The organism is Paracoccus ferrooxidans (assembly GCF_029909815.1).
GTDB classification, from domain to species: Bacteria; Pseudomonadota; Alphaproteobacteria; order Rhodobacterales; family Rhodobacteraceae; genus Paracoccus; species Paracoccus versutus.
This window is the reverse complement of sequence record NZ_CP038198.1, coordinates 498,394-510,737: the sequence shown is the minus strand read 5'-3', so window position 1 is coordinate 510,737 and position 12,344 is coordinate 498,394. Positions and strand designations below refer to the sequence as shown.

The 12,344-nt window shown below is 67.4% G+C and carries 13 protein-coding genes; 10 read left to right on the top strand and 3 right to left on the bottom strand.

The genetic code is table 11. The features are described from left to right. Positions 1-158 precede the first annotated feature (158 nt). From E3U26_RS02565 to E3U26_RS02545, 5 genes are all read left to right on the top strand, one after another. Positions 159-941 (top strand): thioredoxin domain-containing protein, encoded by a 783-nt coding sequence (locus tag E3U26_RS02565; RefSeq protein ID WP_499105370.1) that lies wholly within the window; start codon positions 159-161, stop codon positions 939-941. 94 nt (positions 942-1,035) lie between these two features. Then, positions 1,036-1,512 (top strand): carboxymuconolactone decarboxylase family protein, encoded by a 477-nt coding sequence (locus E3U26_RS02560; RefSeq protein ID WP_499105368.1) that lies wholly within the window; start codon positions 1,036-1,038, stop codon positions 1,510-1,512. After that, the gene (gene sigJ, locus E3U26_RS02555) at positions 1,502-2,395 is read left to right on the top strand and encodes a sigma-70 family RNA polymerase sigma factor family protein (RefSeq protein WP_499105366.1); all 894 of its coding nucleotides are present in this window, start codon (positions 1,502-1,504) and stop codon (positions 2,393-2,395) included. Before E3U26_RS02560 ends, sigJ begins: the two co-directional genes overlap by 11 nt. A gap of 175 nt (positions 2,396-2,570) precedes the next feature. Then, positions 2,571-3,104, top strand: a complete 534-nt coding sequence (locus tag E3U26_RS02550; RefSeq protein ID WP_116222794.1) for a type 1 glutamine amidotransferase domain-containing protein — start codon at positions 2,571-2,573, stop codon at positions 3,102-3,104. A 151-nt stretch (positions 3,105-3,255) separates the two neighbouring features. Then, positions 3,256-4,317 (top strand): DNA topoisomerase IB, encoded by a 1,062-nt coding sequence (locus E3U26_RS02545; protein WP_499105364.1) that lies wholly within the window; start codon positions 3,256-3,258, stop codon positions 4,315-4,317. Between the two features lie 222 nt (positions 4,318-4,539). On the opposite strand, the gene yghU is transcribed toward E3U26_RS02545, so the two are convergent. Further along, positions 4,540-5,415, bottom strand: coding sequence for a thiol:disulfide oxidoreductase (gene yghU, locus E3U26_RS02540; protein WP_499105362.1), 876 nt, complete (start codon positions 5,413-5,415; stop codon positions 4,540-4,542). A 296-nt stretch (positions 5,416-5,711) separates the two neighbouring features. On the opposite strand from yghU, the gene E3U26_RS02535 reads away from it, so the two are divergent. Genes E3U26_RS02535 through E3U26_RS02525 form a run of 3 tightly spaced genes read left to right on the top strand, consistent with a single transcriptional unit; the run spans position 5,712 to position 8,313 of the window. Continuing rightward, complete coding sequence (locus E3U26_RS02535; protein ID WP_036759621.1) at positions 5,712-6,521, top strand: ABC transporter ATP-binding protein; 810 nt, start codon at positions 5,712-5,714, stop codon at positions 6,519-6,521. Further along, on the top strand, positions 6,518-7,297 hold the full coding sequence (locus tag E3U26_RS02530) for an ABC transporter permease (protein WP_036759619.1): 780 nt from the start codon (positions 6,518-6,520) through the stop codon (positions 7,295-7,297). Before E3U26_RS02535 ends, E3U26_RS02530 begins: the two co-directional genes overlap by 4 nt. A gap of 14 nt (positions 7,298-7,311) precedes the next feature. Continuing rightward, on the top strand, positions 7,312-8,313 hold the full coding sequence (locus tag E3U26_RS02525; protein WP_036759617.1) for an ABC transporter substrate-binding protein: 1,002 nt from the start codon (positions 7,312-7,314) through the stop codon (positions 8,311-8,313). A gap of 48 nt (positions 8,314-8,361) precedes the next feature. On the opposite strand, the gene E3U26_RS02520 is transcribed toward E3U26_RS02525, so the two are convergent. Continuing rightward, a complete protein-coding gene (locus tag E3U26_RS02520; protein ID WP_499105361.1) occupies positions 8,362-9,294 on the bottom strand; it encodes a LysR family transcriptional regulator in 933 nt (310 codons plus the stop codon). A gap of 105 nt (positions 9,295-9,399) precedes the next feature. Between E3U26_RS02520 and E3U26_RS02515 the strand changes: the two genes are divergently transcribed. Next, on the top strand, positions 9,400-10,587 hold the full coding sequence (locus E3U26_RS02515; RefSeq protein WP_499105360.1) for a CaiB/BaiF CoA transferase family protein: 1,188 nt from the start codon (positions 9,400-9,402) through the stop codon (positions 10,585-10,587). Between the two features lies 1 nt (position 10,588). Continuing rightward, positions 10,589-11,542 (top strand): hydroxymethylglutaryl-CoA lyase, encoded by a 954-nt coding sequence (locus tag E3U26_RS02510; protein WP_499105359.1) that lies wholly within the window; start codon positions 10,589-10,591, stop codon positions 11,540-11,542. Between the two features lie 144 nt (positions 11,543-11,686). Here E3U26_RS02510 and E3U26_RS02505 read toward each other — a convergent pair whose 3' ends face one another. Next, entirely contained in the window at positions 11,687-12,196 is a 510-nt protein-coding gene (locus E3U26_RS02505) for a beta/alpha barrel domain-containing protein (RefSeq protein WP_499105358.1), read from the bottom strand. Between the last annotated feature and the right edge of the window lie 148 nt (positions 12,197-12,344).

Sequence of the window (12,344 nt, the reverse complement as noted above, 5' to 3'; positions counted from 1 at the left end):
AAAGCTGAGCGTCGTCTATCGATCCCGCGCCAAGCGACATGCCCGCATGCCGCAGCGGTCGTGGAACCCCTGGCCGCCCGGCAGATTGGTTTCAGGCGAGGACTCATCCCAAGCATGATCGCCAAACTGCGGCCCGGCGATCCCGAAAGGAGAAGATCATGGCAAATGTCCCGAAACGCGCCGCGCTTTACCGCATGGTGACGGCGGACCATATCTGTCCCTGGGGGCTGAAGTCGCTCGACCTGCTGAAGCGCCAGGGCTACGAGGTCGAGGACCACCACCTGACCTTGCGATCCGAGATCGACGCCTTCCAGGCGCGGCACGGCGTCGAGACCACGCCCCAGGCCTTCATCGACGGCAAGCGCATCGGCGGCTACGACGATCTTCTGGCCTTCTTCGGCAAGGAGGTGAGGGACAGGGACGCGCCGACCTACCGGCCCGTCATCGCGCTTTTCGCCATGGCCGCGCTGATGGCCCTGGCGACCAGCTGGGCGGCCTTCGGCAACCTGCTGACGGTGCAGGCCGCCGAATGGTTCGTCGCCATCGCCATGTGCCTGCTGGCGCTGCAGAAGCTGAAGGATGTCGAGGGCTTTTCGACCATGTTCCTCAACTACGACCTGCTGGCGCGGCGCTGGGTGCCCTATGGCTACGTCTATCCCTTTGCCGAGGCGCTTGCCGGGGTGCTGATGATGGCCGGGGCAATGATGTGGCTGTCGATCCCGGTGGCGCTGTTCATCGGCACGGTGGGCGCGGTTTCGGTCTTCAAGGCGGTCTATGTCGACGGGCGCGCGCTGAAATGCGCCTGCGTCGGCGGCGACAGCAACGTGCCTTTGGGCTTCGTCTCGCTGACCGAGAACCTGATGATGGTCGCCATGGCGCTGTGGATGCTGCTCAAGCCCGCGGGCATCGGGCTGGGCCATGGCGCCGCGCCGGGAATGTGAGGCGGTGCCCTGGCCGCGCAATGCAGGCGGCACCAACCCGCCCGCCTGTCACAAACCCCGCCGCCATCTCGTCATGGTTCTGCAGGAAGCATTGATGGAGAAACCAACCATGACCGCACGTCTCGACTATTTCAAGGCGGCGCCCGCGGCGATGAAGGCGATGCTGGCGCTGGAGACCGCCAGCCGCCAGCTTGCGATTCCCGCGGCCCTGCGCCAGCTGGTGAAGATGCGGGTATCGCAGATCAACGGCTGCGCCTATTGCCTGGACATGCACGCCCCCGAGGCCCGCGAGGCGGGCGTGCCGCAGCAAAAGCTGGACGTGCTGGCGGCCTGGCGCGAAAGTCCGGCTTTCGACGCCCGCGAACGCGCCGCCCTCGGCTGGGCCGAGGCGCTGACGCGGCTGGAGACGACGGGGGCGCCGCAGCGGGACTACGACGCGCTCGCCGCGCAGTTCGGCGAGGCCGAGCGGGTCGAACTGACCCTGGTCATCAACACGATCAACGCCTGGAACCGCTTTGCGGTGGGGTTCCGGTCGCAGCATCCCGAACGGACCTTGGGCGATGGAAGCTGACCGGCATGCGCAGATCTTCCAGGGCCAGCGCCGCCGCCTGGCGGGGCTGGCCTATCGCATGACCGGCTCGGTCGCCGATACCGAGGACATCGTGCAGGATGCCTGGCTGCGCTTTGCCGGGCAGGATCTGCGCACCATCGAGCGGCCGTCGCGCTGGCTGGGCGCGGTGGTCACGCGGCTTTGCCTCGATCACCTGAAATCCGCGCGGATGCGGCGCGAGACCTATGTCGGCGCCTGGCTGCCCGAGCCGCTGGTCGAGGACGCCGCGGCGGGGGCCGAGCAGCAATGGATCGTGACCGAGGACGTGGGCATCGCCCTGATCCTGACGCTCGACGCGCTGTCGCCCGAGATGCGCGCGGCCTTCATCCTGCGCGATGCCTTCGACTACGATTTCGAGGAGATCGCCGCGGTGGTGGGCCGCAGCCCGGTCGCTTGCCGGCAGCTCGTCTCGCGTGCGCGGCGCAGGCTGGCGGGGGCCGCGCCCGCATCCCCGGTTCCGCCGGGCGAGGCATTGCCCATCGTCACCGCCTTCTGGCAGGCCAGCCGGCAGGGCGACATGGAGGGCCTGCTGCGGCTTTTCGCCGAAGAGATCGAGGTCCATACCGATGGCGGCGGCAAGGTGCCCGCGGCCATCAACGTCCTGCGCGGGCGCCGGCGGGCGGCCGGGTTCTTTGCGGGCATCGCGCGCAAATGGCCGCATGCGGCCGATGCCGTCCCGCACCTGTGCCGGATCAACGGCTCGCCCGGCTTCGTGCTGGTCAAGCCGGGGGGCGTGGTGCAGACCACGGCGCTGGCGATCCGGGAGGGCCGGATCGCCGCCATCTGGATCATGCGCAACCCCGAGAAGCTGCGGCACCTATCGCCGCGGGTCATCGCCGGCTAGGACCGAAGGCCATGCCGCCGCGACGCGCGGATCGGCCGGACGCCGCCCCCTGGGGACAGGCTCGGGCACGCCTGTCCGCCCGTTTCCCGCACGGCCAGGAACATCCTGCGGGTTTCCTTGTTGCCTACCCGTTGCCGTTGAAGGCGTGAACCCTGCAACAGGAAAGGACCATGACATGCGCAAGATTGCCGATGCCCGGATTCTCATCCTCGCCACCGATGGATTCGAGCAATCCGAACTGGAAGTTCCGCGCGACCGGCTGAGCGAGGCGGGCGCGACGGTCGAGATCGCCTCGCCCGGCGGGGAAAGCATTCGCGGCTGGCAGGGCGAGGATTGGGGGCAGAGGGTCCATGCCGACCTGGCCCTGTCCTCGGTCGATGCCTCTGCCTATGACGCGCTCGTGCTGCCGGGCGGCCAGATCAACCCCGACAAGCTGCGCATCGAGCCAGGGGCGGTCGACCTGGTGCGGCGCTTTCACGACGAAGGCAAGATCGTCGCCGCGATCTGCCACGGCCCCTGGCTGCTGGTCGAGGCGGATCTGATCCGGGGCCGCAAGGTGACATCCTACAAATCCATCCGCACGGACCTGGTGAATGCGGGCGGGGTCTGGGTCGACGGCCAGGCGGTGACGGACGACCGCATCATCACCGCGCGCAGCCCGGCCGACCTGGATGCCTTCTGCGACGCGATCCTGGCCGAGCTTGGCTGACGGGGGGCAGGCGGATCGCGCGCGGTCTCGGCCGTCCCGGAATCCTCGCCGTCCTGGCCCCGCAACCATCCGCGCAACCATCCGCGCAACCATCCGCGCAACCATCCGCCCCGGCCGGCGTTGAGCCCGCGACCGTCAGTCGGATCACCAGATGCCCAGGGACACGCCCGCCCCTTCGGACCCCGTCGCGGCCGCGAAACAGGCCGGGCTGGTGCATGTCAGCGACGACATGCCCGGGATCACCCGCATCCGCGCGGGCAAGGGGTTTTGCTATCGCGATCCCCAGGGCCGGCGGATCACCGACAAGGCCGAGCGCAGGCGGCTGGCGGCGCTGGCGGTGCCGCCGGCCTATACCGACGTCTGGATCTGCCCCGATCCGCGCGGCCATATCCAGGCCACCGGCAGGGACGCGCGCGGGCGCAAGCAATACCGCTACCACCCCGGTTTCCGCGCCTTCCGCGACAGCGCCAAATACGATCACATGCTGGCCTTTGCCCGGCTTCTGCCCAGGATCCGCGCCTGCGTCGCGCGCGACATGGCGCTGCGCGGGCTGCCTGCGCAAAAGGTGCTGGCGACGGTGGTGCATCTGCTCGAGACCACCATGATCCGCGTCGGCAACGGCGACTATGCCCGCCGGAACAGGTCGCACGGGCTGACCACCTTGCGCAGCCGGCATGTCAGGCTGGAGGGCAACCAGCTGCGGTTCCGCTTTCGCGGCAAGGGCGGCAGGGAATGGAACCTGGGCATCCGCGACCGCCGCGTGGCCCGGATCGTGCGCAGCATGCAGGATCTGCCCGGCCAGGCCCTGTTCCAGTATCTGGACGAGGAGGGCGCCCGGCAGAAGATCACCTCGACCGACGTGAACGACTATCTGCGCCGGATCTCGTGCAGCGAGGTGACGGCCAAGGATTTTCGCACCTGGACCGGGACGGTCCTGGCCGCGCTGGCCCTGTCGGCATATCCCGCCTGCGACAGCCAGGCGGCGGCGAACCGCAACATCCGCGAGGCCATCGAAACCGTCGCCGGCCATCTGGGCAATACGCCGGCGATCTGCCGCAAATGCTATGTCCACCCCCGGATCATCGAGGCTTACCTGGCTGGCGAACTGAAGCTGGGCCCCTGCCGCAAACCCGCCGGCGACCCGCAAAAGCCGGGGCTGCGGCACGAGGAAAGGCAGGTGCTGAATTTTCTCGGCCGCCGGCTGCGCGCCTGACCCGGACATTCGCGGGACAGGCACGCGAAGGCCGCAGCCGTCGGGACCGCGACTTCCCAGCGCCGCGCGGCGAGGACGCGGCCCTTCCCGGCGCGGCGCTTTGGCCGAGGGGCGGCAGGGCGGATTCCCACCCTGCAATCCGGATGTTCGGTCCGCCCGCGCAACAGACCCACGCAGCGTCTTTGGAAAAGCCCGGCGAGAACCGGGCCTTTCATGCGCGGCTCAACCCTCGGCCTTGTCGCCGATCTTGTCCTGCGTCCTGGTCAGGAAATCCGCGGCATCGTGGCGTTCCCAAAGCTGCCTGGCCGGATCGCCCGAGGTCTTGTTGACCATGATGCCGCGCCGAACCGCGGGACGCGCGGCGATCTCGTCCTGCCAGCGCCGGACATGGCCATAGATCCCGGCATCGAGGAAGGTCGCCGCGTCGCCATAGACCTTGCCCGCGATCACCTGCCCATACCAGGGCCAGATCGCCATGTCGGCGATGGTATAGTCCTCGCCGGCCATGAAGCGGTGATCGGCCAGGTGCCGGTCCAGCACGTCGAGCTGGCGCTTGACCTCCATCGTGTAGCGGTCGATGGCATATTCGATCTTGACCGGCGCATAGGCGTAGAAATGCCCGAAGCCGCCGCCGAGGAAGGGGGCCGAGCCCATCTGCCAGAACAGCCAGTTCAGCGCCTCGGTCCGCGCCGCCGGGTCACGGGGCAGGAAGGCGCCGAACTTCTCGGCCAGGTAAAGCAGAATCGAGCCGGATTCGAACACCCGCCGCGGCGGCGCGACCGAGCGGTCCATCAGCGCCGGGATCTTGGAGTTGGGGTTCACCGCGACGAAACCGCTGCCGAACTGGTCGCCATCGCCGATGCGGATCAGCCAGGCGTCGTATTCGGCGGCGAAGCCGGCTTCCAGCAATTCCTCCAGCATGATCGTGACCTTCTGGCCGTTGGGCGTGGCCAGCGAATAAAGCTGCAAGGGATGCTTGCCGACCGGCAGGTCCCTGTCATGCGTCGGCCCGGCGATGGGACGGTTGATGCTGGCGAACTCGCCGCCGTTTTCCTTGTCCCATGTCCAGACCCTGGGCGGGGCATAGTCGTCGCTCATGATCGCTCCTGTCGCTGCATGGCCCCAGGATGCGGGGGATGGGGCCGGACATCAACCGCGGCCGGGGACAACCGGAAGATCCCGCCCACAGGTTTCCAAAAAATAGAACAAAACATATGAAATTATATAATTGTGAGCATGATCCGGCTTGGATACGTTAGGGAAACCGCATGAGGAGGCTTGCGGTAAGGCGATATTCAGTCAGCGCGCAGCGGCGGCATCCGGTCGGGCATGTCGGGGCAACCCGGCATCCCTTCGCGGCCGGTCGCCTGGGCGATGGCGGTTAGGGAGGATGAATGCAGCACGCCGTGCGTCTGGATAATGTCGACATCAGTTTCGGCGGGACGGGAAAAACCGTGTTCCGCGCGGTTGCCGGCGCCAATCTCAGCGTTGCCGAGGGCGAGTTCGTCGCCATCGTCGGGCCGACCGGCTCGGGCAAGTCGACGCTGCTGAACGCCGCCGCCGGGCTGCTCAAGCCCTCGGCCGGGACTGTCGAGATCCAGGGCCAGCCGCTCGAGGGGCTCAACGGGCGCGCGGGCTACCTGTTCCAGGCCGATGCGCTGATGCCGTGGAAGACCTCGCGCGACAACGTGGCCATCGCGCTGGAAATCTCGGGCACGCCGCGGCGCGAAGCCCTGGAACGGGCCGAGGAATGGCTGGAAAAGGTCGGCCTGAAGGGCTTCGGGCATCGCTATCCCCACATGCTCTCGGGCGGCCAGCGCAAGCGGGTCGCCATGGCGCAGGTGCTGATCCGCGACCCGGAAATCCTGCTGATGGACGAGCCCTTCGGGCCGCTGGACGCACAGACGCGGCTGATCATGGGGGATCTGCTGCTGGACCTGTGGCAGCAGGACCGCAAGGCGGTGATGTTCGTGACCCACGACCTCGAGGAAGCCATCGCGCTTGCGGACCGGGTGGTCATCATGTCGACGGGACCGGACGCCAAGCTGATCGGGGATTTCACCATTCCCCTGGCCCGGCCGCGGGACGTGTCCGAGATCAAGCTGTCCCCCGAGTTCCAGGAGCTGCACCGCGACATCTGGCACCTGCTGAAAGAGCAGGTGCTCAAGGCCTATGGCAACCAGAACCGGGAGGAGCGGGCATGAACAGAGCCGTCCTGACAACCCTGCAGATCCTCGTGGCGGTCGTTGCCGTCGCGCTGTGGTGGGTGATCACCAAGACCTCGATCCTGGGCGATCCGGCCCGGATCCAGTTCTTCTTCTCGACCCCCGCCGACGTGTTCTGGCAGATCGTCGCCTGGTTCAGGAGCGGCGAGATCTGGCGGCATCTGTGGATCACGCTGGTCGAGGCGGCGCTGGCCTTCGTCATCGGCGCGGTCGCCGCGATGATCGCCGGTTTCTGGCTGGCGCGCCGGCCGAAACTGGCCGCGGTCTTCGACCCCTATGTCAAGGCCGCCAATGCCTTGCCGCGCGTGGTGCTGGCCCCGATCTTCACGCTGTGGTTCGGCCTGGGCATCTGGTCCAAGGTGGCGCTGGGGTTCACGCTGGTCTTCTTCATCGTCTTCTTCAACGTTTACCAGGGCGTGAAGGAGGTGAACCGGACCGTGCTGCAGAACGCCCGGATGCTGGGCATGACCGAGCGGCAGCTGCTGCGCCACGTCTACCTGCCCTCGGCGCTGAGCTGGGTGTTTTCCTCGCTGCATGTCTCGATCGGCTTTGCGGTGGTCGGCGCGGTCGTGGGCGAATACTTGGGGTCATCCGCCGGGCTCGGCTATCTGATCGCGCAGGCCGAGGGCATGTTCGACATCGCCGGCGTGTTCGCGGGGATGTTCGTCCTGTCAGCCTTTGTCCTTCTCATCGACTGGGGGGTGACGATGGTGGAAAGGAAGCTGCTGGTCTGGCAGCCCGACAACAATCACTGAAGGGAGGAGCAAAGATGACGATGCTCAGGACTATCCTTGCGGCGGCGCTGGTGGCGGGCGCGACGCCTGCGGCGGCTGAAACCGTCAAGATCGCGATCGGCGGGGCCAGCTGCGTCTGCTACATGCCCGTCGTCCTGGCCGAGCAGCTTGGCCTTTACGAAAAGCACGGGGTCGATGTCGAACTCGTGGATTTCAAGGGCGGCTCGGCGGCGCTGAAGGCCGTGGTCGGCGGCAGCGCGGACGTGGTCTCGGGCTATTACGAACACACGATCACGCTGGCGGCCAAGCAGCAGGAGCTGTCCTCGTTCGTGCTGATGGGCCGGCTGCCCGGCATCGCCGTGGCCGTGGCGCCGGGCAAGGCCGGCGAGGTCAAGACGATCAAGGATCTTGCCGGCAAGACCGTCGGGATCAGCGCGCCGGGTTCCTCGACCGACTTCTTCCTCAAATACATGCTGTCGCAGAACGGGCTGGAGCCGAATGCCGCGTCGGTCGTCGGCGTCGGCGTCGGCGCCACCGCGGTCGCGGCGCTGGAGCAGGGCCGGATCGATGCGGTGGTCACGCCCGATCCGGCGATCACCCAGTTGCAGAACCGCCATCCCGATCTGCCCGTGCTGGTCGATACCCGGAAAGCGGCGGACACCCACGCCCTGTTCGGCGCCGACTATCCCGGCGCGGCGCTTTATACCCGCACGGAATGGCTCGACCAGCATCCCGAACAGGCGCAGGCCCTGGCCGCCGCCATCGTCGAGACGCTGCAATACATCCACAACACCCCCGCCGAAGAGATCGCGGCGAAGATGCCGCCCAACCTGGTCGGCGCCGACCCGCAGGTCTATATCGAATCGCTGAACAACAGCATGGAAATGCTGTCGGAAACCGGGCTGGTGGATGCGAAGGGCGCCGAAGCGGTGCAGACCATGCTGAGCTTCAACCTGCCCGAGGTCGCCGGCGCCAAGATCGACCTGAGCAAGACCTATACCAACGCCTATGTCGAAAAGGTCTCGGCGCAGCAGTAGGCCGGTGAAACCGATGCGAAAGCCCCGTCCGCCCGGACGGGGCTTTCGTCATTCCGCTTCGACCAGCCTTGCCGGCCAGATGCCGTCCTTGACCGCGCGGACGATCAGGTCGCGGATCAGGTCGCGGATCGTCTCCAGCGCGATGGTCGGCGGCCGGTCCGTCTGCTCGCACAGATAAAGCGTCCTCGTCAGCGTCGGCGAGATGATTGGCCGCCAGTGCAGCCGGCCGGACTTGATCTCGTCGCCCATGAACAGCGTCGTCCCGATGGTGCAGCCCAGCCCCTCGCGGACCGCACCGGAAATCGCGTGGACCGAATTCATCTGCAGCTGGCTGGTCGCATAGATCTGTTCCAAGGTCTTGTGATGGTCCAGCAGCGCCCGCGCGGCCATGCCCTGGCGCAGCATGATGATCTTGAAATCCAGCAGTTCCGACACCGTCACCGGCTCGGACCCGCTGCCGATGATCTCGCGCTTGCCGATCAGGACCAGATCCTCCTCGAGGATCGGCGTGGCCTTGAAGGTGCTGGTCAGCGGCGGGTTGTAGGCCAGGCCCAGGTCGGCATCGGCCGAGGACAGGTGCAGCAGGGTCGTGCTGGAAAGGCTTTCGATCATGTTGAGCTGCAGGTCCGGGTAGTCCTCGACCACGACCTTCGCCAGCTGGACGCCGATGGCCTGGATCGCGGAATAGGCCAGGGCCAGCGACACCTCGCCCGAGACATTGTCGCGAAAGGTGGACAGATCCCTTTTCGCCACCTCGACCGTCTTCAGGATGGTCCGGGCATGCAGGTAAAGCCGCTCGCCCGCCGCCGTGGCCTCGAGCCCGCGCGGCTTTCGGGTAAACAGCGGCGCGCCGATCTCGGTCTCGAGATTGGCGAGATGGTAGCTCAGCGCCGAGACGGCGATCCTCTCGGCTTCCGCCGCGGCCGACAGGCTCTTGCTGTCGTAGATGCTACAGAAATACCGCAATTGCTTCAGGTCCAAGGGCGCCTCGCATGGATGCTAATTTTTAGAACATAGCTATAAGTATTATATAATTGTAAGAACAGTCAGGCAATCCTATCCTTTGCCCATGGGATGGGAGGCCGCATGACTGCCGAGTTCAAACCCCTCGCGGGGATCCGTGTCGTTGAGATGAGCCATATGGTGATGGGGCCAAGCTGCGGCATGTTCCTGGCCTTCCTGGGCGCCGAGGTGATCAAGGTCGAGCCGCCCGGCGGCGACAAGACGCGCCAGCTGACCGGCATGGGCAGCGCGTTCTTTCCGCTGTTCAACCGCCGCAAGAAATCCGTGGTCCTGGACAGCCGCACGCCGGCCGGCAGGAAGGCGCTGGACCGGCTTCTGGCCTCGGCCGACGTCTTCATCGACAATTTCAAGGACAGCACCCTGAAGGGGATGGGGCTGGATGCCGAAACCCTGCAGGACCGCTTTCCGCACCTGATCTGCGCCAGCCACAAGGGTTTCCTTTCAGGGCCTTACGAGCGGCGCACGGCGCTGGACGAGGTGGTGCAGATGATGTCGGGCCTGGCCTACATGACCGGCCCCAAGGGGCGGCCGCTGCGCGTCGGCACCTCGGCCAACGACATCATGGGCGGGCTGTTCGGGGCCTTCGCCGTCATCGCCGCGCTGTTCGAGCGCGGCAAGACCGGCGAGGGGCGGACCATCCGCGTCGGCCTGTTCGAGAATTGCCTGCTGCTTGTCTCGCAGCACATGGTGCAGTTCGAGCTTGAGGGCAGGGACCCCGAGCCGATGCCCGAGCGGGCCTTCAGCTGGCCGATCTATGACGTCTTTGCCGATGCCGAGGGGGGGCAGATCTTCATCGGCGCGGTCAGCGACGGCCATTGGACCCGGCTTTGCACCTATCTCGGCCTGGACGACCTGCTGCAGCACCCCGAACTGCAAAGCAGGATGGCCCGCATCAACGCCCGCTCCTGGGTGGTGCCCCTGGTCGCGGCGGCGGTCGCAAGGCGGCCCATGGCCGAGCTTCTGCCGGCGCTGGAGAAGATGGAGATCCCCTTTGCGCCGGTGGCCAAGCCCTCGGACCTGTTTCGCGACCAGCATGTCATGCGGCAGGGCGGGCTTGCGCTGTCGCAGACCCCGGATGGCCGGAGCTTCCGGGCGCCGGCCCTGCCGATCGAGATCGACGGCGCCTCGCTGGCCGGCGGGGGCGATGTGGACCGTCTCGGCGGGCACAACGCCGAGATCCTCGGCAGTCTCGGCCTGACGCCCGAGGAAATCGCCGCGGCCGCCAAGGCCCCCTCGGGCGAGGCGGCGTGACATGACCGGCCCCGAATCCGCACCGGGCAGGCAAGTCGCCGTGACCGAGGTTTCGCCCCGCGACGGCCTGCAATCCGAGAAAGCCTTCGTTCCGACCGAGGACAAGATCCGGCTCGTCGAAAGCCTTGTCGCGGCCGGCATCCGCTCGGTCGAGCTGACATCCTTCGTCTCGCCGCGCGCCGTGCCGCAGATGCGCGATGCGGCCGAGCTGGTGCGGCATTTCCGCGGCCGGGCCGGTGTCCGCTTCAGCGCGCTGGCGCCGAACCTGCGCGGTGCCGAAACCGCCATCGAGGCGGGGATCGACGCGGTGGTGATGTTCGCCTCGGCCTCGGAAAGCCACAACCTGAAGAACGTGAACCGCTCGCGCGCCGATTCGATTGCCGGGTTCCACGAGATCGCGCGCCTCGCCCAAGGGTCCGGGGTCGCGCTGCATGGCGCCATCGCCACGGCCTTCGGCTGTCCCTTCGAAGGCGACGTGCCGGTGGACCAGCTGGTCGAGCAGGCCATGCGGTATCGCGACCTCGGCATTTCGCGCATCACCCTGGGGGACACGACCGGCATGGCGACGCCGGGCAATGTCGTGCCGGCGCTCGACGCCCTGCGCAAGGCGGTGCCCGAGGTGGGGATCGCGCTGCATTTCCACAACACCCGCGGCGTCGGCCTGGCCTGCGCCTATGCCGGCCTGCTGCACGGCATCCGCGATTTCGAGGCGAGCGTGGGCGGGATCGGCGGCTGCCCGTTCGTGCCGCGCGCGACCGGCAATATCGCCACCGAGGATTTCGTCTATCTGTGCGAGGAATCGGGTTTTCCGACCGGGATCGACCTCGGCAGACTGATCGAGGCCGCCCGGACCGCCGAGCGGATCCTGGGAAGGGAACTGCCCGGCCAGGTCATGAAGGCCGGGCCGCGCCTGGCGCTATCCAGCATGGATGCCGTGCGGACCGCCCATGGCTGAGCCCGATCCCGATGCCCGCGGTGCAAGCTGGGGGATCGAGGGCGCTTCTGCGGCACGTTCCATTTGCGAACTGCGCCGGCGGGGCCGCCGGGGATCATGTCCGCATGTTCCCGTTCCTGCGTTTTCGGTTGACCGGCTTCAGCCTTAGCCGAGAGATCGGCAAGCGTCCGCACGCCAAGAAAACCCATCGCCGCCCGCATCTCGGCCATTGCCGGCAGCGCCGCGGCCCCAGCCTTGCCGCCGGCGGCAGGATCCCGTAACGGCGCGCGGCCAAGCTGCACCGCCGAGGGCCCGGTGTTTCAGCACGCACGAACCGCGCCGGACGCCGCTCTCGGCCAGCAGTTCGGGAACCGTTCGCGGATTGGCGGCGAGGCGGGGCAGGGCTGCGGCGGGCAGCGGCAGGCCGTCGAAACTCCGCCCGCCATGGGTCGAGACCACGATGGCATCGGCGCCCTCGGCGAACAGCCCGCCTTTCAGGCACAGCGCGCGGAAATCCCGTCCCGTCAGCGCGGGATCAACGCGCAACTCCTCGGCCATAGCCGGCGACAGCAGGCCGGCGTGGACCTCGGGCGGGTAATGGCCATAACTCGGCATCCGGCGCCGCAGGGCCGGCCGCAGGATCACGTCCCATGGCCAGCGCGGATGGCGCAGCATGTCGACGAGGTTCCGCAGCGTCGGCCGAAAGGGTGCGCCGAAGCCGTTGCGCTGGTTTCTCTTCGCGCTTGGGCGGCATCTGCCTGTCCACGGTCAGGACCAGCCTGTCGCAATCGCAGGCCGCGACCCGGCGCAGCAGACCATCTCA